Origin of the sequence: Streptomyces sp. V2I9 (assembly GCF_030817475.1) — a bacterium.
In the GTDB taxonomy this organism is placed as follows: Bacteria; Actinomycetota; Actinomycetes; order Streptomycetales; family Streptomycetaceae; genus Streptomyces.
Genome location: NZ_JAUSZJ010000002.1, coordinates 5,616,593 through 5,641,549, shown reverse-complemented (window position 1 = coordinate 5,641,549; position 24,957 = coordinate 5,616,593). Strand labels below are relative to the sequence as shown.

General features: G+C 72.0%; 16 protein-coding genes. 5 read left to right on the top strand and 11 right to left on the bottom strand.

From position 1 onward, the window contains the following. Positions 1-55: 55 nt before the first annotated feature. The 6 genes from QFZ71_RS24670 to QFZ71_RS24645 form a co-directional block, all read right to left on the bottom strand. The gene (locus tag QFZ71_RS24670) at positions 56-355 is read right to left on the bottom strand and encodes a proline racemase family protein (RefSeq protein WP_307671568.1); all 300 of its coding nucleotides are present in this window, start codon (positions 353-355) and stop codon (positions 56-58) included. A gap of 287 nt (positions 356-642) precedes the next feature. After that, positions 643-1,644: a proline racemase family protein gene (locus tag QFZ71_RS24665; protein WP_307670345.1), complete on the bottom strand. Its 1,002-nt coding sequence runs from the start codon at positions 1,642-1,644 to the stop codon at positions 643-645. 1 nt (position 1,645) lies between these two features. Then, on the bottom strand, positions 1,646-2,569 hold the full coding sequence (locus QFZ71_RS24660; RefSeq protein ID WP_307670344.1) for a dihydrodipicolinate synthase family protein: 924 nt from the start codon (positions 2,567-2,569) through the stop codon (positions 1,646-1,648). Positions 2,570-2,582: 13 nt separating this feature from the next. Further along, positions 2,583-4,073 (bottom strand): FAD-dependent oxidoreductase, encoded by a 1,491-nt coding sequence (locus tag QFZ71_RS24655; protein ID WP_307670343.1) that lies wholly within the window; start codon positions 4,071-4,073, stop codon positions 2,583-2,585. Then, a complete protein-coding gene (locus QFZ71_RS24650; protein ID WP_307670342.1) occupies positions 4,066-4,329 on the bottom strand; it encodes a (2Fe-2S)-binding protein in 264 nt (87 codons plus the stop codon). Before QFZ71_RS24650 ends, QFZ71_RS24655 begins: the two co-directional genes overlap by 8 nt. Next, complete coding sequence (locus tag QFZ71_RS24645; RefSeq protein ID WP_307670341.1) at positions 4,326-5,486, bottom strand: FAD-binding oxidoreductase; 1,161 nt, start codon at positions 5,484-5,486, stop codon at positions 4,326-4,328. Before QFZ71_RS24645 ends, QFZ71_RS24650 begins: the two co-directional genes overlap by 4 nt. Before the next feature lie 145 nt (positions 5,487-5,631). Here QFZ71_RS24645 and QFZ71_RS24640 point away from each other — a divergent pair, with 145 nt between their 5' ends. Both QFZ71_RS24640 and QFZ71_RS24635 read left to right on the top strand, forming a co-directional pair. Then, positions 5,632-7,263 carry an aldehyde dehydrogenase (NADP(+)) gene (locus QFZ71_RS24640; RefSeq protein WP_307670340.1) on the top strand — a complete coding sequence of 544 codons (1,632 nt, stop codon included), beginning with the start codon at positions 5,632-5,634 and terminating at the stop codon, positions 7,261-7,263. 229 nt (positions 7,264-7,492) lie between these two features. Continuing rightward, entirely contained in the window at positions 7,493-8,440 is a 948-nt protein-coding gene (locus QFZ71_RS24635; RefSeq protein WP_307670339.1) for an alpha/beta fold hydrolase, read from the top strand. 74 nt (positions 8,441-8,514) lie between these two features. Here QFZ71_RS24635 and QFZ71_RS24630 read toward each other — a convergent pair whose 3' ends face one another. From QFZ71_RS24630 to QFZ71_RS24620, 3 genes are read right to left on the bottom strand one after another with little or no spacing between them, the layout of a single operon-like run. After that, entirely contained in the window at positions 8,515-9,582 is a 1,068-nt protein-coding gene (locus QFZ71_RS24630) for an aromatic acid exporter family protein (protein WP_307670338.1), read from the bottom strand. A 45-nt stretch (positions 9,583-9,627) separates the two neighbouring features. Beyond that, entirely contained in the window at positions 9,628-11,091 is a 1,464-nt protein-coding gene (gene zwf, locus QFZ71_RS24625; RefSeq protein ID WP_307670337.1) for a glucose-6-phosphate dehydrogenase, read from the bottom strand. Then, positions 11,091-12,569, bottom strand: coding sequence for a sugar porter family MFS transporter (locus tag QFZ71_RS24620; RefSeq protein ID WP_307670336.1), 1,479 nt, complete (start codon positions 12,567-12,569; stop codon positions 11,091-11,093). The genes zwf and QFZ71_RS24620 overlap by 1 nt, the downstream gene beginning before the upstream one ends. Before the next feature lie 259 nt (positions 12,570-12,828). Between QFZ71_RS24620 and QFZ71_RS24615 the strand changes: the two genes are divergently transcribed. From QFZ71_RS24615 to QFZ71_RS24605, 3 genes are all read left to right on the top strand, one after another. Beyond that, a complete protein-coding gene (locus tag QFZ71_RS24615; protein WP_307670335.1) occupies positions 12,829-13,653 on the top strand; it encodes a hypothetical protein in 825 nt (274 codons plus the stop codon). Positions 13,654-13,967: 314 nt separating this feature from the next. Then, a complete protein-coding gene (locus QFZ71_RS24610) occupies positions 13,968-14,249 on the top strand; it encodes a hypothetical protein (protein WP_307670334.1) in 282 nt (93 codons plus the stop codon). A 491-nt stretch (positions 14,250-14,740) separates the two neighbouring features. Beyond that, a complete protein-coding gene (locus QFZ71_RS24605; protein WP_307670333.1) occupies positions 14,741-17,626 on the top strand; it encodes a phosphatidylinositol-specific phospholipase C domain-containing protein in 2,886 nt (961 codons plus the stop codon). 270 nt (positions 17,627-17,896) lie between these two features. On the opposite strand, the gene QFZ71_RS24600 is transcribed toward QFZ71_RS24605, so the two are convergent. Further along, on the bottom strand, positions 17,897-18,478 hold the full coding sequence (locus QFZ71_RS24600) for a DoxX family membrane protein (RefSeq protein ID WP_307670332.1): 582 nt from the start codon (positions 18,476-18,478) through the stop codon (positions 17,897-17,899). 276 nt (positions 18,479-18,754) lie between these two features. Further along, the gene (locus QFZ71_RS24595) at positions 18,755-24,901 is read right to left on the bottom strand and encodes a hypothetical protein (RefSeq protein ID WP_307670331.1); all 6,147 of its coding nucleotides are present in this window, start codon (positions 24,899-24,901) and stop codon (positions 18,755-18,757) included. Between the last annotated feature and the right edge of the window lie 56 nt (positions 24,902-24,957).

Genomic DNA, 24,957 nt, shown 5'->3' with positions numbered 1-24,957 from the left:
CCCGACGCCGGAGCCGGGCCGCTGCCGAGGGAGCCGGCGACCTGCCCTCCCCGCGTCACGCCACGGAAGCAGGCGCTCCCCACCCGGCAGATGGGTGGCGTCGGTCCGCCGCATTCCGCGCGCGGTGCTGCCGGGGGCCACGGTGGCGGCCTTCACACCGAACCGGCCACCGTGGCCGTCCGCTCGATCCGGGCACTGAAGACGGAACCCACCACCGACGCGTGGAGCGGTTCGTCCCCGGTGCGCGGCTCCCGGCGTCGGCGAGGAGAGCCACCCGTGCGGCGGCGCCCGAGCCGCACGGGGAGCGGTCGGGCCGGCCGTCCGCGAGGACCGTGACGTCGCGGTGGCGCGACAGCCGGGTGTCGCCAGGCCGTCGGCGCCGGGAGATCGGCCTCCTCGGTGTACACCGTCCCGTGGACGCCGGGCAGCCGGTCGCCGTCGGGGTGTTCGGCGGCGCGGGCGGCGTTCAGGGCGTCATGGATCTCGCGTCCGGCGGCGATGAGCGCGGTGCCGTCCCGCAGCCGGACGCGCGGGCCGGGGGCGAGCCCGTCCACCGGGAGTACGGCGGACACGGCTCCGCCGAAGGCGATGCCGACGGTGGGGGTTCCGACGAGATCGCCACCTCGGGCGCGGCGCCGGAGGTCATACGGTGAATCCCGCCGGATAGGGATCCGTGGGGTCGAGCAGGTACTGCGCGGTCCCGGTGATCCAGGCGCGGCCGGTGACGGAGGGCAGGACGGCGGGGCGTCCGCCGACCGTGGTCTCCGCCAGGAGCCGGCCGGTGAAGCGGGAGCCGATGAAGGACTCGTTGACGAAGTCCTGCCCGGTCTTCAGCAGTCCCCGCGCGTGCAGTTGGGCCATCCGCGCGCTGGTTCCCGTTCCGCAGGGCGAGCGGTCGAACCATCCGGGGTGGATCGCCATGGCGTGCCGCGAACGCTCGGCGGTGGAGCCGGGCGCCTCCAGGTAGACGTGGTGGCAGACGTCGATCGCGGAGTCCTCCGGGTGGACCACCGGGTTCTGCTCGTTGATCGCGTCCATGATGCCCAGGCCGGCGTCGAGCAGCCGCCCCTTCTCGGCCCGGTCGAAGGGGATGCCGAGGTCGTCGGTGCGGACGATGGCGTAGAAGTTTCCGCCGTAGGCGATGTCGTAGCGGACCGGGCCGAGCCCCGCCACCTCCACGACCTGGTCCAGCGCGTGGCTGTAGGAGGCGACGTTCTCCAGGGTGACGGACTCGGCGCGCCCGTCGCGCACGGCGACCCGTGCCGTGACGAGACCGGCGGGGGTGTCGAGGCGGATGAGGGTCTCCGGCTCGACCGCCTGGACCATGCCCGTCTCCACGAGGACCGTCGCCACGCCGATGGTGCCGTGGCCGCACATGGGCAGACAGCCGGAGACCTCGATGAACAGCACGCCGAAGTCGGCGTCCGGCCGGGTCGGGGGCTGGAGGATCGCGCCGGACATCGACGCGTGCCCGCGCGGTTCGCACATCAGCAGGGTGCGCAGGCCGTCGCGATCCGCCATGAACCGCTCCCGCCGCTCGGCCATCGTCGCGCCCGGCAGGACGCCCACCCCGCCGGTGATCACCCGCGTCGGCATGCCCTCGGTGTGCGAGTCGACCGCGTGGTAACAGACCTGTGAACGCACGTCAGTTGACCCCCGCGTCGATGAGGGACCGGGTGGCCGACCGGACGACGGCCTCGTTCTCCGGGCTCAGGGGCTGCCGGGGCGGGCGGCAGACGCCGCCGGTCCTGCCGATCATGTCCTGGCCGAGCTTGATCGCCTGGATGAACTCGGTCCTGCTGTCCCAGCGCAGTACCGGGTGGAGCTTGCGGTAGAGCGGCAGCGCCGTCTCGAGATCACCGGCCAGCGAGGCGTGGTAGAGGTCGAGGCAGGCGCGCGGGAAGACCTGGGGGTAGCCGGCGACCCACCCCTTGGCCCCGGCGACGGCGACCTCCAGGAGGGTGTCGTCGGTGCCGATGACGAGGTCGAGGCCGGGGGCGAGTTCGTTGATGGCGTAGCAGCGGCGTACGTCGCCGGAGAACTCCTTCACCCCCACGATGAACCCTTCGGCATGCAGCTTGGCCAGCAGTTCCGGGCGCAGATCGACCTTGGTGTCGATGGGATTGTTGTAGGCGGTGACGGGGAGCCCGGCGGAGGCGACCGCCGCGTAGTGCTCCAGGACGGCGCGGTCGTCGGCCCGGTAGGCGTTGGGCGGCAGGCACATGACGGCCTGGCACCCGGCGTCCCTGGCGAACTGGGCGTGTCTTTTCGCCTCGATCGCACCGTACGCCCCGACGCCCGGCATCACGGTGAAGCCCTCGGGCGCGTGCGCGACGGCGGTCTCCACGACGCGGTCGCGCTCCTCGACCGTCAGGGTCTGGTACTCGCCGAGCGAGCCGTTCGGGGCGACGCCGTGCAGGCCCTGTCCGGCGAGCCAGGCGACGTTGTCCCCGTAGGCCCCGAAGTCGACGGCGAGGTCCCGGCCGAACGGAAGGCTGGTGGCGACGATGACGCCGTGCCAGGGCAGGCGGGTGCGGTCGGTGGCGTCCGTGCGGTTCGTGCTGTCCATGGGATCGGTCTCCTCAGTCGGGTGTGATCGGACAGGTGCGGTCGGGAGGCGGCTCGGCGGTATCGGCGAGCGCGCCGAGGGTGACGGGGGTGGCGATCAGCCGTTCCGCGGGGACGTACGGCCGGCCGCGGGGGGCGACGAGGCAGTGCACGGCGGGTCCGCACATCCGGCCCTGGCACCAGCCCATGCCCGCCCGGGTGAGCTGTTTGACCTGGCGGTGGTCGGATGCCGGGCCCTCGGTGCGGGCGGTGCGAACGGCTCCCGCGGTGACCTCCTCGCACCGGCAGACCGTGGTGTCGTCGGTCAGCCAGGCGGACCAGGCCGGGGGCAGGGGGTGGGCGCGGGCCAGGGCACGGGCGAAGGCGCGGTGCCGGGCCACCGTCCGGCGCGCGGCGGCCAGGCGCCGGTGGTCCGGCCGTCCCGGCGCGGCGAGGTCGGCGAGCACCGATACGGCGGCGAGGCGGCCCTCGCCCACGGCGAGCGCGGCCCCGCCCACTCCGCAGGTCTCGCCCGCCGTGTACACGCCGGGCACCGTGGTGCGCTGCCCGTCGTCGACGGCGGCGGCCATGGTGCCGTCGCCCGCGTCGGCGAGCTCGCAGCCGAGCGGGAGCAGCAGGTCGAGCTGGGGGACGAAGCCCCAGCCGACCCCCACGGTGTCGGCGTCGATCCGGCGCTCCGTGCCGGGGACCGGCCGCCCGTCGGCGTCGAGGGACGCGGTGCGCACGACGGTGACCCGGCCCTCCCCCTCGGCGGCGACGACGGCGGTACGGGTACGGACCGGAACCCGGTGGCGGGCGAGTACGGCCGCGTACCGTGCGGCTTCGGCCCACTTGGCGGGGTTGCGCAGCAGCGGTCCGGGCCGGCGCAGCCAGGCCGTGGGCGCGGCCGCCTCGCACACGGCGACGACCTCGGCCCCGCGTGCGGCGAGGGCGGCGGCGACGGGCAGCAGGAAGGGGCCGGTGCCGCCGAGGACCACCCGGCGGCCCGCGGTGACTCCCCCGCCCTTGAGCAGCGACTGGAGTCCGCCGGCGGTGAGGACGCCCGGCAGGTCCCATCCGGGGAAGGGGAGTTGGCGGTCGTACGCGCCGGTCGCGACCAGCAGGGCAGGGGCGCGCAGGAGGACGGCGCGCTCCTCGGGCGGGCGGGAGCGGTCCACGGCGTGGACGGCGAAGCCGTGTTCCTCGCGGACGGCGGTCCATACGTGGTGGTTCAGCAGGAGGGCGAGCCGCCCGGTGTGCCGGTGGGCGTTCAGGGTGGCGCGGAAAGCACGGTAGGCGGGCAGAGCGTGGTGCAGGCCGGCGGTGGGAACGGTCTCGCGGGCGTGGTCGGGCGGGTGACGCCAGAACTGGCCGCCGGGGGCGGCGCCGGAGTCGACGAGGGCGACCCGCAGCCCGCCGTCGAGGGCGGTCGCGGCGGCGGCCATGCCGGCGGGGCCGGCGCCGACGACCACGAGGTCCGGGGGCTCGGGCCGTTCGCCCGCCTCGCGCTCCGAGGGCTCACGCATCGTCGCCCTCCCCCGTCGTGACGGTCATACCCGCGCGGGCCTGCACCAGGCAGGCGCGCTGCCCGCCCGTGCCGTCGACGGTCACGAGGCAGTCGTAACAGACGCCGATCCCGCAGAAGACCCCGCGCGGCCGCCGTCCGCCCCGCGTGGTCCGCCAGGCGATCCGGCCCGAGGCGACGAGCGCGGCGGCCAGGGTCTGTCCCGGTACGAACGGCAAGGGCTCGCCGTCCACGGTGAACGCGGTCACTGCGGTCACGTCGGCACACCTCCGGTGGTGAGGAATCGGTCGGGCAGCAGGCCGGTGTGGGCGGCCGGGTCGGCGCCGTGCCACGGGCGGCCGAGCAGTTGGGCGGTGATGAGGGCGCCGGTTCCGGGGGCGAGGCCGATGCCCGCGCCCTCGTGGCCGCACGCGTGGAGGACGCCGGGGACGCGGGGGTCGGGGCCGACGACCGGCAGGTGGTCCGGGCAGTACGGGCGGAAGCCCCGGTAGGCGCGGATCAGGTGGACGCCGCGCAGGAACGGGAAGAGGCGGCACGCGCGGGCGGCGAGCACGGCCACCACGGCCGGGTTCATCGAGGTGTCGAAGCCGACGCGTTCGCGGCTGGCGCCGATCAGGATGGTGCCCGCGCGGGTCCCCTCGACGACGCAGGAGGTCTCCAGTCCCTCGTCGCTGGAGGCGACGTTGGCGACGTAGTCGGCGGAGTAGACCTTGTGCCGGATCATCGGCGGCAGGGGTTCGGTGACGAGGACGAAGCCCCGGCGCGGCAGGATCTCGACGGGGGCGCCGAGCCTGCGGCCGACCTCGCCGCCCCAGGTGCCGGCGGCGTTGACCACGGCGTCCGCGGCGAGCACGGTGCCGTCGGCGGTGCGCACCCCGGTGATCCGTCCCCCGGCTCCCGTGACGGCGGCGACGGCCTCCCCGGTGTGCGTCCGGGCCCCGCGCCGGACAGCGGCCCGCAGCAGCGCGGCCGCCGCGAGGACGGGCTGGACCTGGGCGTCCTGCGGGTAGTGGACGCCGCCGGGGAGGCCGGGCGCGCTGTGCGGTTCGAGGTCGGCGGGGCGGTCGACGCGTACGGTACGGACACCGGACGCCGCCTGGCGCTCCGCGAAGGCGTGCAGGGCCGTGAGGGCTTCGGGCGTACCGGCCACGACCAGACCGCCCTTGGCCTCCCACTCGATGGTGTCCGCGCCGAGTTCCTCCCCCGCCTCGTCCCACAGGGTGCGGCTGAGCCGGGCCAGCTCCAGCTCGGGTCCGGGCTCCTTGTCCGAGAGGAGGATGTTGCCCTCTCCCCGGCTCGTGGTCCCCGCGCCGACGGGCCCCCGGTCGAGGACCGTGACGTCGAGGCCCGCGGCAGCGGCGTGGAACGCGCAGGCGGCGCCCACGATGCCCGCGCCGACGACGACGACTTTCATGGCCTCCCCCTAGTGCAATGTCACATGCCATTGCTTAGGCTATACATCCGGACGACCCGAGGACAACGCCACCGCCCGAACGAATTTCGCCGGGCACCCGACGACCGCGCGCCCTTCCCCGGCGCGCACAGGGAGACGCAGAGCCGTGCATCCGACCGACGACACGCCCCGGACCGACGACGAGCCCCGGACCGGAGTCCCCCGACCCGCCACCGCACACCTCACCGGGCATTCGCTCCTGGCCGGCCGCGAAGCCCCCGGCACCGGGGACGCCTGGCACGCGGTCGCCGCCGCCACCGGTGAAACGTTCGGCCCCCCGCACCGCGACGCCTCGGCGGCGCAGGTGGCCGAGGCGACCCGGCAGGCCGCGGCGGACGCCCGCGCCTTCCGCGCCCTGCCGCCCGAGCGGCGGGCGGCCTTCCTCGACGCGTGCGCGGAGGAGATCGAGGCGCTGGGAGATGCCCTCCTGGAGGCGGCGGCCCGCGAGACCGGGCTGCCCCTGACCCGTCTGACCGGCGAACGCGCGCGCACGTGCGGCCAGTTGCGTCTTTTCGCAGACCTCGTCAGGAGCGGCTCGGCGATCGGCGCCCGGATCGCGTCCGGCCCCTCGGGCACGGACGTGCGGCTCCGGCGCATCCCCCTCGGCCCGGTGGCCGTGTTCGGGGCGGGCAACTTCCCGCTGGCGTTCTCGGTCGCGGGCGGTGACACCGCGTCCGCGCTGGCCGCCGGCTGCCCGGTGGTGGCCAAGGCGCACCCCGCACACCCGAACACCTGCGAAGCGGTGGCCCGAGCGGTCACCGCCGCCGCCGCGCGGACCGGGATGCCGGCCGGCGTGTTCTCCCTGCTGGTGGGCCGGGGCCACGAGGTCGGCCTCACCCTGGTCCGCGATCCGCGGATCGCTGCGGTGGGCTTCACCGGCTCCCGTGCGGGCGGACTGGCCCTGATCGCCGCCGCGCAGGCCCGCCCCGTGCCCGTGCCGGTGCACGCGGAGATGTCCTCGGTCAATCCGGTGATCATGCTCCACGGGGCCCTCGCCGCCCCGGAGGGGACGGCCGCGGCGTACGTGGCGTCGCTGACCGGCGGCGCGGGCCAGTTCTGCACGAACCCCGGCCTCCTGCTGCTGCCGTCAGGGCCGGCGGGCGACACGTTCCTCGCGGAGGCGGCCCGCCTGCTCGGCGCCGCCGAGGGCCAGGTCATGCTCAGCCCGGCGGTCGCCCGCGCGTACGCGGAGGGGGTACGCCGATGGGAGGCCGTCCCCGGCGTGCGCGAGGCGGCCCGAGGCACGGCCGGCCCCGGCCCGTACGCGCCGGCCCCCGTACTCCTGGAGTGCGACGCGGAGGCGTACACCGCGTACGAGGTGCTCACCGGCGAGGTCTTCGGCCCGGCCGGGCTCGTCGTGCGCTGGTCGGACACAGCACAACTGGCTGATCTCCTGGAACAGTTGGAGGGCCAGCTGACGGCCACGCTGCACGGGACGGAGACCGACCGGCCGACGGCCCTGGACCTGCTGCCGGTCCTGGAGGAGCGGGCGGGCCGCGTCCTGTGGGGCGGCTGGCCCACCGGCGTGGAGGTCTGCCACGCGATGGTGCACGGAGGCCCGTGGCCGGCGGCGAGTTCCCCCGGAACGACAAGCGTCGGCGCGCTCGCGATCGAGCGCTGGCTCCGCCCGGTCTGCTACCAGTCCTTCCCCGATGCCCTCCTCCCCTCCGAACTCCGCGCCGACGACCCGCGGCAGACACCCCGACTCACCGGTCCGGGATTCACGCCGGGGGGCTGAACTCCGGCAGGGCCCACCGCCGTAGGGACCGGCGGCGGCCCTCCGGACGACCGGCGCCGCCGGTACGGCCGGGGCACCGCCGGTACGGCCGGGGCACCGCCGCCGCGGAGCGCCGGCCTCCCGCGGCGGACGGCCTCCCGTGCCGGACGGTCCCCCTTGACACGCGCCCCGGCAGCCACATGTAATCAGCGCCCGCACGCGCGAACCCGCCGACGGCAGAGGAGCGTTCATGGATACGCACCACAGTGGCCGGTCCCCCGGCGGCGCGGGCGCCCTGCCCCCGGACCGGGAGGACGGGCGGCGGATCACTTCGTACGCCCGCGACGGTCTGGTCTTCGACGTCGTGGACCAGGGGCCGCTCGACGGAGAGCTCGTGGTGCTCCTGCACGGCTTCCCGCAGACGGCGAGCTCCTGGGAGTTGCTCGCACCGCTGCTGCACGCGCGGGGCTATCGCACCCTCGCCCCCGACCAGCGGGGGTACTCGCCGCGGGCCCGGCCCCGCGGCCGGTTCGCCTACCGCATGTCCCAGCTGGTGGAGGACGTCGTCGCCCTCATCGGGACGGCCGCCCCCCGCGGCCGCAGGGTCCACGTGGTCGGGCACGACTGGGGAGCCGCGGTCGCCTGGACGCTGGCCGCCGCCCGGCCGGACGCGGTGGCCACGCTGACCGCGCTCTCGGTCCCGCACCCCGCCGCCTTCCTGCGGGCCATGTTCACCAGCCGCCAGTTCCTGAAGTCCTGGTACATGTTCGCCTTCCAGGTGCCCTGGCTCCCTGAGCTGTTGATCCGCCACGTGGACCCGGCCGCGAGTCCGCGCACCTCCGGGCGCCTGGCGGCGGGACAGGCCCCTGAGCGCCTCGTCCGGGACATGGAACACCTGGTGACGTCGGGCGCGCTCACCCCCGCGCTCAACTGGTACCGGGCGATGCCGTTCAGCACGCCGAACCAGCTGAAGAAGGTCGCCGTCCCCACCCTGTTCGTCAACAGCGACAGCGACCCGGCCGTGGGCCAGGCGGGCGCCGCGCACACCCGCGGGCTGGTGACCGGCCCGTACACCCTCCACACCCTGACCGGCATCGGTCACTGGATCCCCGAACAGGCCGCTCACGAGGTGGCGGAGCTTCTGCGTGTACATCTCGCGGACGCCCCTCGGGAGCCCGCACCGGAAGGGGACCGGTAGGGCTCCACGGTCCGGAAGGGGAACGGGGCCGTCAGGGCTCCCGGCCGTCGTCGTCCACGGCGACGCCGGGCCTCCTACTCCCCTGGATGCGCCCGGCGTTCGACGGTGATGTCGGTGGACCCGTCGTGCACGGCCCGCTCCGCCTCATCCGCGTCGGCGCCGGCGAAGACCAGGATGTCCGCCGCGACCAGCCGTACGCTCTCCCACACCGCGACCGGCACGGCCGTGCCCCGCTCCGGGGCACCCCGGACGATGTCGAGGGTCCGCCGGGCGGCGTGCTGGAACACCGCGTGACTTCCGCGTGCGGCCGCCAGCGCGTCCAGGACCCCGGACAGCCCGCGAACCGTGGTAGCGAACACGCGCCCGTGCGCGGGATCGAGAATCGTGGCTCCCCGGATGAGGGTGAGGCAGCTGTTGCCGAGCAGGTCCAGGTAGCGCGTGGCGGCGATCTCCTGCTGGATGGGCTCCCGCCGGCCCCGCCAGCGGGGCGTCCGGCGGGCGACGGCGATGGCGTCGTCGCGGGTGCGGCCGAGATCGTTCAACAGGGTGTAGACCGGGCGCAGTTCCTTCCACGGCTGGTCCTCGCGCTCATCGGCCGAGGCGTCCAGCGTGCGGGCCGTCAGCTCCAGTGCGCGGCCCAGCCCCTTCAACGTATCGGTCTCGGACCGTCTGAGCAGGCTGAACGGGTGCGGCGGAAAGAGGACCTGGCTGAACACGAGCGCGACGCCCGCGCCGAGCAGGGCGTCCTGCACCCGGTCGATGCCCGCCTGCTGCCCGGCCGCGACGGAGATCACCGCGCCCACGGCGGCCTGCGCCATCGTGATGCGCTCACCGTCGATGAGGAGCGCGACGAGGAGCGCGCACAGCACGGCGGCACCGACCGCCCCGTCACCGTGGCCGAGGAAGCGGAAAGCCAACTGCCCGACGATCACGCCCGCGATGACCCCGGCCATGACGCGTACCGCGTTGGTGCCGCGCCCGCCCACAGGTGTGTTGAGCGCGACGAGGGTCGCGATCGGGGCGAAGAGCGGGACGTGGTGGTCGAAGACGTTCCCGGCGATCCACCAGGAGAGCGCGGCCGCCACCGACTGCTGGAGCACCGGCCACAGGTTGTCCCTGACGCGCGGCCACACCTCGTGCATCGTCCACTCCCCTCGCCCCTGGTGAGGACGGTTCGCCGCCGGCCCTCACCCGTGCGGTGCGACGCCGGGCCTACGCCCGGCCGGCGGGGAGTCGTCGAACAGGCGGGGGCCCAGCTCGTGCCAGTTGCGCAGCCCGGGGAGCCGGTCGCCCGCCTCCGGGCCCCAGCTTCCCCGTGCGTACGGCAGCGGTGGCTCGACCGGGTCGAGGACGGGGCCGACGATGCGCCAGCACTCCAGGACGGTGGGGAAGAAGGCGAAGCACTCGGGATCGCCGACGACGGCCCCGTACAGGATGTTCTCGTACGGGAGTTCCTGACGTCCCAGGACCTGCGCGAAGTCGACGCCGATGGGCACGGTCAGCGGTCCGGCGGCGCTGTCGGGCTTGTTCAGCATCAGGTCCGCCCTGATGCCGGTGTCGCCGTCGATGCGGAAGCGGATGGTGTTCGGCGGCGTCTGGATGTCGTCGCCGCCGAAGAGTTCCAGCGGCGGCTTGCGCAGCTCGACCACGACCTCGGTGGCGGTGACGGCCAGCGCCTTGCCGCTGCGGAGGTAGAAGGGGACATCCGCCCAGCGCCAGTTGTCGACGAACATCCGGGTCGCGAAGTACGTCTCCGTGGTGGAGTCCGGCTTGACGCCCTCGACGTCCCGGTAGCCGTCGTACTGGCCGCGCACGGTGTCGGCGGGGTCCATGGTGCGGGTCGCGTGCAGCGCCCGCCACTTCTCCAGCCCCTGCGCCTGCGCGTTGGTGGCGCTCGGCGGTTCCATCACGAGGAGCGCCAGGACCTGGAGCATGTGGTTCTGGACCACGTCGCGCAGGCAGCCCACCGCGTCGTAGAAGGAGCCCCGGTCGGCGACGTCGAAGTCCTCGGCCAGCGTGATCTGCACGTTGTCCACGTAGGAGCGGTGCCAGATCGGCGCGAGGAGCGTGTTGGCGAACCGGGAGACCATCAGGCTCTCGACCGCGCGGTTGCCCAGGAAGTGGTCGACGCGGAGCAGATGGGCGTTGTCGAAGGCGGCGGAAAGTTCGTCCTGGAGCTTCCGCGCCGAGGCGAGGTCGTGTCCGAACGGTTTCTCCACCACCAGCCGGGCGTTCCGGTTGAGGCCCTCGGCGGCCAGTGAGGCGGCGACGCCGGTGAACAGCGACGGGGGGATAGCGAGGTAGTACGTCACGAAGCCGTGCCCCGCCACGGCCTCGCGCAGCTTGGCGAAGGTGGCGGCGTCGGTGAAGTCCCCGGTGACGATGGACAGGTTCGCCGCGAATCGGGCGAAGACCTCTTCGTCGATGTCGGCGTCCTCGGCGGCGACCGCCTCCCGCGCGTGGCGGCGCAGGGCGTCGTCGTCCCAGTCGGTGCCCGCCACGCCGATGACCGGCACGGTGAGTTTGCCGGACTCGGTGAGCCGGTACAGCGCGGGCAGCAGCATCTTCTTGGCGAGGTCGCCGGAGATGCCGAAGAGCACCAGCGCGTCGGCCTGTTCCATCTCGGGAGGGCTGAGGAGTGTTTCGGTCATCACGACCGTCCTTTCTGGGGCGTGGCCGCCTTCGAGGGGCTGTCCGGCGGGCCCTGGTCGCGCCCGAAGCGGGCGTCCAGCGCGGCTTCGATCTGTTCGGGGTCGCGGCCCTTGGTCTCGGGCAGGTAGCGGCCGACGAAGAAGAACGCGAACACGCAGATCGCGGCGAAGATCCAGAAGGTCTCGCCCTGACCGAGAGCGGAGGCGACGGGCAGGAAGGCGAGACTGACGATGAAGTTGGAGATCCAGTTGACCGCCGTGGCCACGCTCGATCCCTCCGCCCGGACCGACGGCGGGAAGATCTCGCCCAGCAGCGTCCAGAACACCGGGCCGAGGCCGCCCGCGTAGGCGGCGATGTAGATGACCATGAACAGCAGCGTCAGCACCGAGTTCATGCCGACCACGAACGCCAGCCCCAGCATGAAGATCGAGACCGCCATGAGGGCCAGGGAGACGAGGACCATGACGCGGCGGCCGGCCCGGTCGACCAGGCGGATCGCGACGAGCGTCATGACCAGGTTGATCAGGCCGATGAACACGGAGTAGAAGATGGAGTTCGACGCATTCAGACCGGTCTGCTGAATGATGGTCGGCGCGTAGTAGATGATCGTGTTGATGCCGCCGAACTGCTGAACGGCGGCGAGGGTGAGCCCGACGATGAGCGCCGGACGCAGGTCGGGGGCGAGCAGCCGCCTGTTTCCGTGGCCGGACGTCCCGGCGTTCCGCTTCCGCTGCTCGCGCTCCTCGTCGATCCGGTGCTGGGCGCGGGCGACCAGTGCGTCCGCCGTGGCCTCGTCGGAGACCGAGGCGATGCCCTTGCGCGCCTTCTCGGCCTGGCCGTGGGCGATGAGCCACTGCGGCGACTCGGGCAGGAACCACAGGGTCGCCGCCACCATGAGAGCGGCCGGGATCGCGCCGACGGCGAACATGGCGCGCCACATCTCGCTGCTGGAGAAGGCGAGGTTGACCAGGTAGGCGATCAGGATGCCGAGGGTGATCATCAGCTGGTTCATCGTGAGCAGCCGGCCGCGGATCTTCGTGGGCGAGATCTCGGAGAGGTAGACCGGCACCGTCGCCGACGCCGCTCCGACCGCGAGTCCGAGGATGACGCGGCCCACCATGAGCACGGCGTAACCGTTCGCCGTGCTCGCGATCGCCGTACCGATGATGAACACCACGCCGACCAGGCCGAGCGCCTTCCTCCGGCCGAGGCTGTCGGAGAGCCGGCCGGCCGAGGTGGCCCCGATCACCGCGCCGATGAGCAGGACGCTCACCACGCTGCCCTGCTCGAAGGAGTTCAGGTCGAAGTCCTGCTTGACGTACAGCAGGGCTCCGGACACGACGCCGGTGTCGAAGCCGAACAGGAAGCCGCCCAGAGCGATCGCCGCCGCCCAGCGGGTGATCTTCCGCTGGCCCTCCGGCGGGATCTCGGTGAGCGGCCCGTGGGTGCCGGGTTCCTTGGAGAAGCCCTGAACCATTTCGCTACCTCATGTCTTGAGCAGGCTCGTCCTGGCCACATCACCACCTTTCTGGAGGAACTGATATCGATACGAAGCAATCGGGTGGTGCGAGGGCGGCTGAACGTGAAGCCGCGGCCACGGTCGGGCGTCGCGCGCACGCTACGCCGCCCCGGCCGGCGTAGCGCCGGTGGCCGGGGCAGGGCGAGCGGTGCAGGCTGCCGAGCAGGCGCGGCGATTCCCCGCCGTCACCGTCAGCCGTCCGGAAGGGGGAACGCGCATGGCTCCCGCGGACGAGGAGGCGGAGGCGCGCTCGGCGGACAGCAAGGGCGGCCCCGGGCACACGGTGCTGTTGGCGGTGGCGTTCGCGGTGCCGGTGACGAAGGTGGCGTACACGGTCGGGGGCGGCGCGGCGGCCCGTGACGTGTTCGTCGGGATGGAACCGGCCAACTGGCCGGACGTGCTGATCGGCATGGTGCTCACCGACCCGCTCCTCGCCTCCGTACTGGCCGTGGTCGTCTCCCGCGTCGTGTTCGCCCTGTTCGCGGCACGCGGCGCGGTCCCGGCGGGGGGAGGCGTCGTCGGCGCGCTCCAGCGGCTGGCGCTGACCGTCGTCAACCCGGTCGCCATGGGGGTGCTGATCACCTGCTTCTTCGGCCTCTGGTGGGGCCTGGGCACGGGGCTCGCGGCGTACGCACTGCGCAAGGGCGTCGTCGTGGAGTACCGCACCGGCAGACGGCGCCCGCACGGCCACCGGGGCGGCCGGCGGACGACGGAGGGGCCCCACCGGGACCGCGGCTACCGGCCGTCCCGCGGACTGCGCCGGGCGGCGGCCCTGGAGCAGTGGGCGGCCCTGGTCCTGACCGTGTTCGCCCTCCCGGTGCTGGCCTTCGTCGCCGCGCTGGACGGGCAGGCGTGGACCTCGATCGTCCGCTGCGAGGTCACCGAGGGCACCCGGACCGGGAGCGACCGCCTGATCGAGCTGGGCCGCAAGGGCAACGGGGTCGTGGGCTGGAACCTGGACACGGAGGAGATCTCCAACGGCACGGGGTGCACCGGCGAGGAGAGTCTGTACGTCCGTGAACCGTGGTGGCGCAAGGGCTGAGAAGCGGCCCGTACGGGGATCGCCGAACGGCGGCGCGTACGTGAGAGCCCCCGGAAGGATCCGGCATGCGCGCCGATCCGTTTAGCGGACACTCCGGGGCGAACTCGGCACGTTCTCTCCGGGTCACCCGAATGCCGCACTTCTTCCGGCGAAAGAGATCGTTGTGCGGGGTGCAGCAGTAGAAAGCATGTTTCGTTTCAAACCTTGACGACTTCCGGAGCGGCGTGGGCCACAGCCGACGTGCCTCCGGTGAACATCCGTGCGTTCCGACTCCGGTACAGGGCGAGGGGAACCATGCAGGAAACGAGGAGCAGATGCACGAAGGAAGCATTCCGCTCGAGGACTTCCTCGACACCTTGAACCGGCTCCAGGCCGACTTCGAGCGGCGCCTGGGCGGCATCGAACACCAGCCGGCCCCCTTGCCGCACTCCGCCGCACAGGACCGTTCCGGCCCGTCGGCCTGGACCCAGGAGGACGGCTACCGCCCACTCGGACTGGCAGCCATCTGGACGTCACCGAGCACGCCTCCGCACGAGCGTTCAAGCCCCCACCGCAGCCCGGCCGTTCCCTACCACGGGGAGCCGTTCCCCGGCTGACGACACGCCGGGAAAATCGTTTTGCTCCGCCCGCGACGGCACGCTCTACCGCGAGATCCGTTCACCGGGTCGCCGCCGGGAGGCAGAAGCCGTGCCGAGAACCCGATGCCTGCGCCGACGGTGTCCGGCCCATGGGGCAACGCCTTGCCGGAGCACGCCGTCCCGGTGCGGCCGGTCCGCACGCGGGACGGGAGAGCGAGGGCGGCCGTGAAGTCCGGCCGGGACGCGTTCGACTCCGAGGCGGCCGCGCGTGAGGGCTTCTCGGAGGGGCCGGGAGCGGGGGCTTCCTCCGCGGCGGCCGCGTGTGGGGGCGCGAGGGCGTGGACGCGAACACCTGGGCGTCACCCCGGAGATGGTCCTCGTCCACCGAACGCCGGTGACCTTGCCAACAGTCCGTCAGGACCGGGTCTCCGGGGCGCGGCACGCTGACAGACTCTGAGCGTCCGCAATGATCATCACGCGTCACGTGACCGAGCCCTGACAAGGTGCAGATGCTTCCGTCCTCCGTACGTGCCAGACCGGGCAGGCCCACCGGCGGTCCGCGCCGACGGGGAAGGGCCGCCTTCGGGGCCGCCCTCGCCCTGGCCCTCTCCCTCACCGGTCTCACCCTGTCCGCCACGCCCGCCCGCGCCAGCGACGCGTACAACAGCATCACCAGCGCGTCCGCGTCCAACGTCGACTGGATGTCGCGCATACCCGACGGCACCAACCTGTCGTGGCTCTCCGTCCCCGGCACCCACGACAGTCTCGCGCTCTGCGGGGAGCGGGACCCGAAGACCGGGAACTGCACCGGTATCGCCACCAGCATCACCCAGACCCAGGAGAACCACGGGTTCAGCGCGAAGACGCTCACCACCCAGTTCCGCGCCGGCATCCGGGCCCTCGACATCAGGGTCCGGGTCGACAAGGGCGACGAGGGGCTGAAGTTCACGATCCATCACGGCTCCGCCTACCAGTACGCGAACTTCACCGACGTACTGAACGCGACCCGCGACTTCCTGCGCGACGAACCCGACGAGACGGTGCTCCTGCATCTGAAGGCCGAGTGCGACGGCGGGACGTTCGGCTGCGAGGACGCCGAGGGCTTCCGTACCGACGAGTGGCGCAAGAAGGTGTTCGACTCCTACCTGGACGGCGTCACGTACACCGGCGAGGGCGACGAGACCACGGAGGACACCGCGTGGCGCGATCTGTTCTGGGCGCCGTCGGTGACCGGTGACGCCCAGGCGGACCGCGTGCCGGATCTCGGCGAGGTGCGCGGCAAGGTGGTGCTGATGGGCTACCGCGGCACGAGGGGCGGGATCTACGACGGATACGGGATCGCACAGCCCTACCCGGCGGGCGGCTCCGACGAGGAGTACGTCCAGGACGCGTACGAGGTCGGGACCATCAGCGACATCGCCGGCAAGTGGGAGAAGGTACGGGCCCACCTGCGCAGGACCAACGGCACCTGGGACTCCTCGCGGCCCGGCGAGAAGGAGTACCCGTACAAGCCGGGCGCGCTGTACATCAACTACACCAGCGGCACCGGCAGCGGCGCCCACCCGTACACCGTGGCCGGCGGCACCCCCACCGCGACCGGGGTGAACTCCTTCCTGCGGCAGTGCCTCCAGGGCGACAACGACCGGTGTCCGGAGTTCCACCCCGAGCGCGGCGACACGTTCGGCGGCCGCCCAGCCCTGGACCGCATGGGCGTGATGATGATGGACTTCCCCGGCGGGAAGCTCGTCGACGACATCATCGGCCGCAACAGCACCGGTGGCAGCACCCTCAAGGTGATGGTCGTCGGCGACTCCATGTCCCAGGGCCATGAGGGCGACCACACCTGGCGCTACCGGTTGTGGCAGTGGTTCCGCGACCAGCGTGTGCCCGTGGACTTCGTCGGCCCCTACACCGGCACGAAGCCCCAGGAGACGCCGTCCGCTCCCCAGCCGCCCCGCCTCCAGGGCGAGCCGGAGCCGGCCCCCGGTCCGCCCCGGACCTCGGGCGCCTACGCCGCCGGCGCGGAGGGCTTCGACAGCGACCACTTCGCGGTCTGGGGGCGGCAGGCCGCCCAGGACAAGGGCCTGATCAAGGACCAGGTCACGAAGTACCGGCCGGACCTGTTGCTCGTCGGTCTGGGCTTCAACGACATGGGCTGGTTCGTCAGCGACGCCTCCGGCACGCTCAGCAGCATGGAGGAGCTGGTCGAGGAGGCGCGGGCGGCCAGGTCCGACCTCAAGTTCGCGCTGGCCAACGTCCCCCAGCGGGAGAGGATCGGCGGCCGGGACGACCTGGTCACCAAGACGACCGCGTACAACGCACTGCTGGCCGACGCCGTACCGAAGTGGCACACCGCCTCCTCGCCGGTCGAACTCGTCGACTGGGCCGGGGCCTACGACTGCGCCCCGGCCTCGTGCCCCGCCGCCTACGACGGCCTGCACCCCAACGCCGTGGGCGAATACCAGATCGCGGGTGCCTTCGGGGCCACCCTGCACGAGGACTTCGGCATCGGCTCCTCCGCACCCGAGGTCCCCACGAGCGCTCCCGGCAGGCCGTCCGGCACTCCGGGCAACGTCGAGGCCGTATCCGCCGACAGCGGCATCGTCGTCACCTGGGACAAGGTCTTCGGGGCGTACGGGTACGAGGTCCGCTCCCGGCTCGCCGGAGCACCCGGCTGGAGCACCACGCGCGCCCTCGGCAACCGCTTCGACTCCACCTGGGTGGCGGACGGCCAGACCTGGGAGTACCAGGTCCGCACGGACTCCGGCGGCACCGCCTCCGCGTGGTCGGACACGGTGAGCGCCACGGCCCGGCCCAGGACGGCGCCCGGACCCGTGGGCATCGTCACCCACCCCACCGCGACCGGCGCCGACCTCGTCTGGGGCGCTCCGACCGGCCCCTACACCGACACCATCGACCGGTACGGCGTGATCGCCTACGACCTCGACACGCCCGGCGCCTTCGTGGAGACCGTCGGAACCCGTGACAAGTCCCTGCGCTTCGACGGCCTGAAGTCCGGCCACCGCTACGTCCTGGCCGTACAGACCTGGAACAAGGCGGGCGGCGGCCTGCCCGCACTCGGCAGGCCCGTCGTCGTCGGCGCCGGCACGCCGCCGGCCCCCACGGGCCTGGAAGTCCGGTCGGCCGACCCGACCACGGTCGAACTCGACTGGAACGGCTCGGACCAGGCGGCCGGGTATCGCGTATGGGTCCGGAACATCAACGACGGCAGCCCGTCCAGGGCCGAGGAGTCGGTCGTCCAGGAGACGCACCACGGCGTCGCGTTCCTCTTCCCGGGCACGTGGAACTACGAGTTCTGCGTGACGGCGGTCAACGGCGCGCTGGAGTCGGACAAGTCCGCCTGCGTGGTAGCCCCGAGGCCGGCCGCCGGCTGATCTGCGCGGCTACGCCCGCTGCGGTGGGCGAGGTGGGGCGCGGCACAGGGGTCCGTGTGCCGCGCCCTCCCGCGAGGCCGCCGAGACCGGGAGGGCGGCGCCCCTTCGCCGTACGGAGCGGCAGGCCCTCGTCGCACGACGCGGCGGGTCCCCGGCGCGGCCACGGTCCGGGGCTCGGGGCCGGTCCCGCTCGAGGTGTCGCTCTCTCTTTCGTTCCCGGTCTCGCTTTCGGTCTCGCTTTCGGTCTGGCTCTCGGTCTGGCTCTCGGTCTCAGGAGAGACGCTTGCGAGCCGCGTCGACCGAGGCGGTGACGCTCTTGACCGCCGTGTCCGCCGCGCCGCCGACCCGGTCGGAGACGGCGCCGGCGCGGTGGGTCACCGCACCGGAGGCGTGGCCTGCCACGCGGCGGGTCCGGTGCGCGAGCGAAGGCTTGCCGTGGGTGTCGGCCGCGGCGATGAGCAGGCCGCCCAGCAGGGACACGTTCGCCAGCAACTCCGCCCGCTCAGCCGCGCCCGCCTCCGGGTCCGGGTCCGTGTCGGAGTCCCCGGTCGCCCGGTAGAGGTACGGCGTCAGGGCCGACGACACCACGGTCACCGCGAGCGCCGCGGAAGCCGACCGCGGCGCCCGCCCCAGAGCAAGCAGCAGTCCGGCCCCGAGCTGGACCGCGCCCTGGAGCCGTACAAGCTGCACGGGATCCTCCGGCAGCAGCGGCAGCCGGGATGGGGCCCCGGCGGCCCCTCTCACGGCTTCCCCTCCGGCAGCCGGGACGACCGGGTTGCGTACCGCCGCGTACCCGTCACGAATGAACTTCGAGGCCAGAAGAGGCCGGGCGAATCTACGGAGAACAGCCATGTCCACCGGCTGCCCCGTCAGGAACGGAGCACACGCGCCCGTGTTGTGCGGACGAGGACGGGACGTGGGTCGTCCTCGTGGGACGGCCCGCTGGCCGTAGGCAGAGCATGGTGACGCGCACGTCAGGAGGCGTCGTGGATCAACGCGTGGAAGTGGCCAGCTTTGTGGCGGCGGCCGCAGCGGAGCCGGCGGCAGCCACCGACGAGGAGACCCGCCATGGGGCAGATCTCCTCGTCGGCGCGCCAGTCGACCGCTGCGGGCGAACGCTCCTCACTGTCAGCTCTGGAGCGTCACGCACCTGTGGAGCAGCGGTTCCAGTCGCAACTGGTTTCCCTCGTGGTCGAGCACCTGGAGGGCGTCGAGGCAGGTGACGATCCAGCGGGCCTCGTCCTCGTCCTCGATCCGGACCGCCACGGCGGTCACCGCGCTCTCCAGGTCGAACAGGCCCTCGCCGAACTCCTCGGCAAGGGAGCGGTAGCCGGTCACGAGCAACTGATCCGCGTATACTCCGGTCGCCCGAACGAAGGCACGGGCATCGGCCCGGTCCGCGCGTAGGGCGGCCAGCCGAGCGAGTACCGCCCCCGGCTCACCGAGTTCGCCGTGGAGGCGATGAGCCTGGTCGACCAGCATCGGCCAGCCACCGGTCAGCTCGTGGAGCCGGTCCAGGCGGTCCTCGGTATGGAACTTCTCCACTCGCTGCGCCCAGCCGCGCAAGCTGCGGCGGTCGTGCCGACGCAGCACGACGGGAGCGGCGGAGGTGGGTTCGGTGCCCATGAGGAGAGGCCGCCACAAGCCCAACTGGGAGGGGTCCGTGACCACGACCACTGCGCGAGTCACCCCCGGAGTCGCGGGCAACAGCCTGTCGGCGAGGGCCACAGCCTGCCGGGGCGCCTCGGGCCGGGCGTCCGGGTAGCGGGCGAAGTCGCTGATGACGACGCGACGTTCCCGCGGTCGCCCGCCCATGAGCTCCTGCTTGTAGACGCTGGGCTTGCCGACGGGCGGCAACGTCCAGCCGACGATGCGGCCAGCTACCGTACGGAGAGTATCTCCGACATCGCCGACGCCGGTCGCGGCGGTACCCAGGACGACTCTCGTCTGGTTGGAGCGTTCCCCGAGAAGGTCGTCGAGCTGGGTGATGGTGAGCGGGGCCGGTCGACCGTCGGGCAGCTCGGGCCGACCCTCCTGAACGATGCTCTCCTGAAGCTCGCAGTCTTGTTCGGCCCTTAGCAGACGGGCGTCCACTTCGTGCGAGGTGCCGATCATCCGCAACGCGTTCGGGCCCCTCAGATGCCAGCCCTGGCCGTCGTGATTGGGGGCGAGCACGCCGAGGCCCACCATCTCGGACAGGTAGGCACGGAACCCTTCAGTGTCGAGCTGTTCGAATCCCGTGCGCCAGAACGTCTCGCACTCCTCACGCAGTTCGGCGTCGCTCAACCGCACTTCCAGACCCCGGTGTCGGGCGTGGTAGGCCAGCACGTTCGCGATCACGTCGTAGCGGTGGTCGAGGCTGAGGGTGTCCTTGAACGCCGCCGAGATGCCGTCCCTGAGTCCGGTGTCCGCCTCCACGACCTCGATGTCGGCGATCTCCACGGAGTACGGGGGCCCTTCGACTCCACGTCGCGTTCGCTTGCGGTGCATCACCTCGACCAGCCGATGACCGAACATCTGGAGCAAGAAGGGCTGGTAGGAGCAGTAGCCGAGCACTCGGTTGACGAGATCCATGTCCTGGAACTCGAAGCCGAGCGCCCGCATGGGGTCCACGAGCAGTTCGGCCGCGGACTGCGGTGCGAGTGGGCCGATCACCTTCGGGGTCTGCGCAAGGTGGCCGAAGGGCCCGTTGCTGGCGAGCTTGGAGAACCGCTGCACTGAGTGGAGACCCGCGAAGACAACCTTGGCGCGGTCCTTGGTGTCGGACCCGAGCCCCTTGAGCTTCTTGGTCTGGTCGAAGCGAGGAGCATCCGCCTCGAAGAACTGGTCGCACTCGTCGAGCAGAATCAGCAGACGCCGACGGGATTCCCCGTCCAGCCAGGTCCGGATACCGGCGCGTACTCGTTCGGAGATATCCTGCCTCGCCTTGCGGCCCGGCTGCCCGCCCAGCACCTCGGCCGCTGTGAGCTCACGGTCGAGGACGCTCCACAGTGCCTCCGGCCCGAGCGAGCTGCCCTTGCCGATGTTCTCCTGGTCAAGATTGACGTACACCGCCAGATGAAAACCGGGCCGCTGTCCCTCGAACCGCTCTCCGGCATCACTAAGCAGGGCAGACTTGCCGAGCCCCCGGCCGCCGAAAATGACCTGCGTACCGTGTGGGTCGAGCACGCTCGCGCGCTCGGCGTCACGGCCGTAGAACATCTCGCCGCCGATCCGGCCGCGCTTCTCCCTGATGTACGGATTGACGCCGGAGAACGGCAGCAGCGTCTGGGTGGCCGTGCTGACCTGCCGGTTACCCCGTGCCGCGAGGTAGGCGAGGGCGGCATCGTCCACTACCAGCATGGGCTGGGCCAACCGCTGTGATCCAAGGGAGAGTTCGACCCGTGCCTCCCGGCTCAGCGTGCCGAAGTAGACAACGAGAAGGCTCGCTCCGCTGGTATCCCGCTCCGCCCAGCTCATGACGACCTTTGCGGGCGGACGACCCCAGACCATCAGTACATGGAGGCTGCCGCCGTGCTCACGGATCTGCGAGCCGAACGCGGGTGCCTTCGCCCTGCCGTTGATCTCCACCTCGGTCGCTTCGAAAAGGCGGTATTCGCGTCGGGTGTGGGACTTGGCGTCCAGAGGCTTCGCGCTCTTGGCGTCGTACCCGAGGAGTTTGAGGGCCGGAAGCAACTGCCGTCTTGCGGACACCTCAAGCCGGTCCTTCGGCTCTGTCGCGCCTAGCTCCCGCCACTCGGCAAGGGCGTCCGCCGCAAGGGCAGCCTCGTCGGTCGAGAGCGCGCTGTAGTCCAGGATGGGGATATCTGGATGTGTTCCGCCGGACCGGACGAGGCCGACCAGTTCGCGGTCGATACCCATGGACAGCCCCTCGGGGACCGCGGGGAAGAATTCGGTCAGGTGGGATTCGCCACCGTCGATCTCCGGAACGTCTTCGCCGATCTCCAGAAAGTAGACAAGGTCGGCGGCCGTGGCCAGGCCCCCGGTGTCCAGGTGCCGCAGGACCTGCGCGCGCTGCTCCTCGGCGGGTTCCAGAGCTTCCAGCCGGGCCCTGAGCCGATCGGCCGCCTGCTGCCGGAAGGCCGGCAGGTCGCCCCGTACGGTGTCGAGGGCTCGTCGTACGTCCACCAGGTCGTACGTGTCGGCGGCTTCGAGCCGGCCCTTGGCGTCGGCGAGGAGTTCTTGCAGGTGCAGGTCCTGATCATCGGTCACGGCGCCATCGGCCTGTGCCCGGTGCAGCTCAGCCATGAGCTCGTCATGCTTCCCGCGCAACTCCACTCGGCGGTCGACCGCCCTCGCCTCGATCTCCGCCATCGCGGGCGGGGTGAACTCCCCGGACCGTGTGCCTGGCAACAGCCCTCGTCCAGCCAGTTCGACGAGCGTACGGGCGGCGGCGAAGGCGTCATGGTCGAGCCTCTCGGCAAGAGCATCCTGCCAGCTCCTGCCGACCGCGGTGAGCAGCTCGTCGAGCGACGGCCGCTCAGCACTGCAGTCGCACACCTTCAGCAGTTCCGCGTCCAGCACGAGCTCGGGGTCCATCAGACCCCTGGGAGACATGATTGAGGTGTCACCCGCCAGCAGAGCGAAGAGCTCCTCCATCGAGGCGCGTGCCGCCCAGGCGGTCGCGGCCTTGACGGCGCCCGAACCCCGCGCCAGCCTCTCCAGCTCGCCCAGTGCCTCCTTACCGCCTTCCAGCAGGGACCTGCGCAGGGAAGAGATCTCCTTGACCGCCCGGTTGCCGTCGGATCGGTCCCCCCGGCCGATGGTGTCGACGGCCAAACACCATTCTTTGGCCAGGCCCACAGCCCGTTCCACGAGATGCACCAGGTCCTGCCGTCCCGAGCCCTGCAAGGGCTTACCGCTGGACGAGCGGTGCTTGCGGTCCATACGGTCGATCTCGCTGTTGACCTCAGGCAGCTTGGAGAGACGCTCGGTCTGCTCACGCACGCGGGCCACCCCGTCACGGCAGTCGCCGACCACGGTCATGAGCAGGGATCCGAGCAACCCGTCGTCGGACAGCCAGCGCTTGGCGATCTCCGTCGCCCGCGCGAACCGAAGCCTGGGCGGCACGAGCAGAACACGGCACTGCTCCAGCAACTCCCGTAGGCGCGCCTCCGCCCCGGAGACATCGGCACTGACCATCAGCGGCGACGCCATCATCAGGGCGCCGCTGAGGGCGCGATCGGCGACCGCGGTCGCCGCCTCCGCCAGTCGTTCCGGCAGCCGGGGCGCCAGTGCCTTCAGCTGGGCACCCGCCAGATGGTCCCCCGTGATCAGCGCGGTGCGTAGCAGAGCGGGCAGCAGCAGGAGTTCGCTGCCCTCCGCGTCTCGGCCGGCGTATCCGCTGTACCGCTGGAGCAGATCAGCGGTCAGCCGGATGCCCTTGCTGTCACCGGCCGTCAACAGCCCGGCGGCACCGGCAAGGCGCAGTGCCAGCACCTGTGACTCCGGGTGGCCTGCGGCACTCGCCACATGGTGCGCGAGTCCGAAGCGCCGCTCCACGATCAGGTTCGTGAGGGCCAGCTCCGTCCTGACCTCGGCGGACTTCACCTCAGTGACGACGGTGGTCGCCTCCGGCGCCGGCTCTTGGGCTCGAACGTCCTCGTCGGGCGACACGGTCGGACGGGGCACGGGTGCGGAGGCAGGCACGGGTGCCGGGACGACCGGAAGAACTCCTTCCGGCTCGAGGGCCGCGGTCTCCGGCGCGTCAAGGGTGGCCGTGGCGGGTGCGTCCCCGGTGTCGGGCGGCTCCACCGCCGACGTCAGGGCGAGGTTTTCCGGTTCGAGAACAGCGTGAGGTCGGCCTTCTTCGACGGAGCGGCCTTCATACCCATCCACCGGACTCGCGTTCACCCGCTCGGCGACCGGTTCGGGGCCTTCCGCCGTCTTGCCGTGAACGGGCGCGTTGACTCCCCGCCCCTCCCCCGCAGCAGCCTCCGCCCCTGTCCTGGACTCCCCCTCCGGCGACTGTTCGGATGTCTTCTCCGGCTGCGCCAGGACCAGTTCCCGAGCCATGACCACAGCCATGGCGCACTCGGGCAGTACCCGCACTATCTGGTCCTGCAAGGCAAGGGTTTCCGTCGCCCCGTAGACCTCTCGCCCTTCACGGACCAACCGGGCCAGCTCCGTGAGTGCGGCACCCTCCTGCCCGTGCGCCGGTTCCCACACCTCCGTGTCCAGCAGACTGCGGGTCGCCGCACGCACAGCGTCGGCGGCAAAGGCGGCGGGACTGTCCGGCCTGCCCGCGATCGTCAGAAGCCCCCGCAGTGTCTCCCGCAGCCTGCGGTCACGGTCACGTGCCGTCCGGAACTCCCGTGCGGACTGCTTCATGTCCTCCAGGCGGCGGGGCACCCCGTTCACCCCCACCCGATGGAACGCCGCGTCGGCGCTGTCGAAGGCGTCGCCCAGCGCACTCAGGGCGGCGAGGGCCTCATCAAGTGGAGGTCGCCCATCCGCTACCGCACCGGTCACATTCTCCGCGGCGCGCCGAGCCACCACGAGGGCGGCCTCCACCCGTCGGCACGCCTCCTCCGGATCGGGCTTCTGCTCGGTGCCAGCGTCTGCGGGTTCGGATTTGTCGTCAGGGGTGTCGGAGTTAAGGGCGGCGACCTTCCCGCCCCGGCTGCCTACCGAGGCGGCCCCGCCGCTATTTCGGCCGCCTGCGAACAGTCCTTCGATTCCTTCCGATATGTCCTGGACATCTGGGTATGCCGCCGCGATGGCCCGAGCCTCCTCGGCCACGGCGGCCAAACGTACGGACTGCTCCTCGTCGGCCACCGCGAACCAGTCCTGGTCCGCCGCCCAAGCGAGAATGTAGGCGTCGACCACGGATGCGTTGCACCAGGCGAACACCGTGGCCCGGAGCAACGTGGCGCCCCAGCGAGAAACTGGGTCGGAGCCGCCCTTGTCTTCCCCTGCGAAGGCGACCGAGATGATCTGGTCCAGCACAGTGGGCGTGAGATCCTTGATACCGCAGGTGCACTTGTTCTGCCGCGCATCGCGCCGCAGCCGGGAGAGGATGTCCTGGCAGAGGGCCCTCCCCGCGCGCCGTGGGGCCGCCATGCGAATGCCCAGGTTGCCGAGCAGCTTCTGCCTCTCCCTGGGCGCGAGGGAGTTGAAGGCGAGTTCCACCTTGCCGACCGTGAGCTCGCTCATGGTCGTTTCCACCGGGTGTTCCAGGGCATTGAGCGCCGCAGCGAGGCCACGGAGATCCTCAGCCCTGACGGTCGGCGGGGACAGCGGCGGCCCCGTGATGACGTGGTAGCGGTCGTGCATGTACGCCTGCTCCGTTTCTGAGGCTTGATGGGCGGGGACGGCTCGCTCGACATCGA

What these genes read in the sequence shown, in the direction of transcription:
- QFZ71_RS24660 (WP_307670344.1), bottom strand. Translation starts at nt 2,569, where the DNA reads ATGGACAGCACGAACCGCACGGACGCCACCGACCGCACCCGCCTGCCC.
- QFZ71_RS24655 (WP_307670343.1), bottom strand. Translation starts at nt 4,073, where the DNA reads ATGCGTGAGCCCTCGGAGCGCGAGGCGGGCGAACGGCCCGAGCCCCCG.
- QFZ71_RS24645 (WP_307670341.1), bottom strand. Translation starts at nt 5,486, where the DNA reads ATGAAAGTCGTCGTCGTCGGCGCGGGCATCGTGGGCGCCGCCTGCGCG.
- QFZ71_RS24635 (WP_307670339.1), top strand. Translation starts at nt 7,493, where the DNA reads ATGGATACGCACCACAGTGGCCGGTCCCCCGGCGGCGCGGGCGCCCTG.
- QFZ71_RS24630 (WP_307670338.1), bottom strand. Translation starts at nt 9,582, where the DNA reads ATGCACGAGGTGTGGCCGCGCGTCAGGGACAACCTGTGGCCGGTGCTC.
- zwf (WP_307670337.1), bottom strand. Translation starts at nt 11,091, where the DNA reads ATGACCGAAACACTCCTCAGCCCTCCCGAGATGGAACAGGCCGACGCG.
- QFZ71_RS24620 (WP_307670336.1), bottom strand. Translation starts at nt 12,569, where the DNA reads ATGGTTCAGGGCTTCTCCAAGGAACCCGGCACCCACGGGCCGCTCACC.
- QFZ71_RS24615 (WP_307670335.1), top strand. Translation starts at nt 12,829, where the DNA reads ATGGCTCCCGCGGACGAGGAGGCGGAGGCGCGCTCGGCGGACAGCAAG.
- QFZ71_RS24610 (WP_307670334.1), top strand. Translation starts at nt 13,968, where the DNA reads ATGCACGAAGGAAGCATTCCGCTCGAGGACTTCCTCGACACCTTGAAC.
- QFZ71_RS24605 (WP_307670333.1), top strand. Translation starts at nt 14,741, where the DNA reads ATGCTTCCGTCCTCCGTACGTGCCAGACCGGGCAGGCCCACCGGCGGT.
- QFZ71_RS24600 (WP_307670332.1), bottom strand. Translation starts at nt 18,478, where the DNA reads ATGGCTGTTCTCCGTAGATTCGCCCGGCCTCTTCTGGCCTCGAAGTTC.
- QFZ71_RS24595 (WP_307670331.1), bottom strand. Translation starts at nt 24,901, where the DNA reads ATGCACGACCGCTACCACGTCATCACGGGGCCGCCGCTGTCCCCGCCG.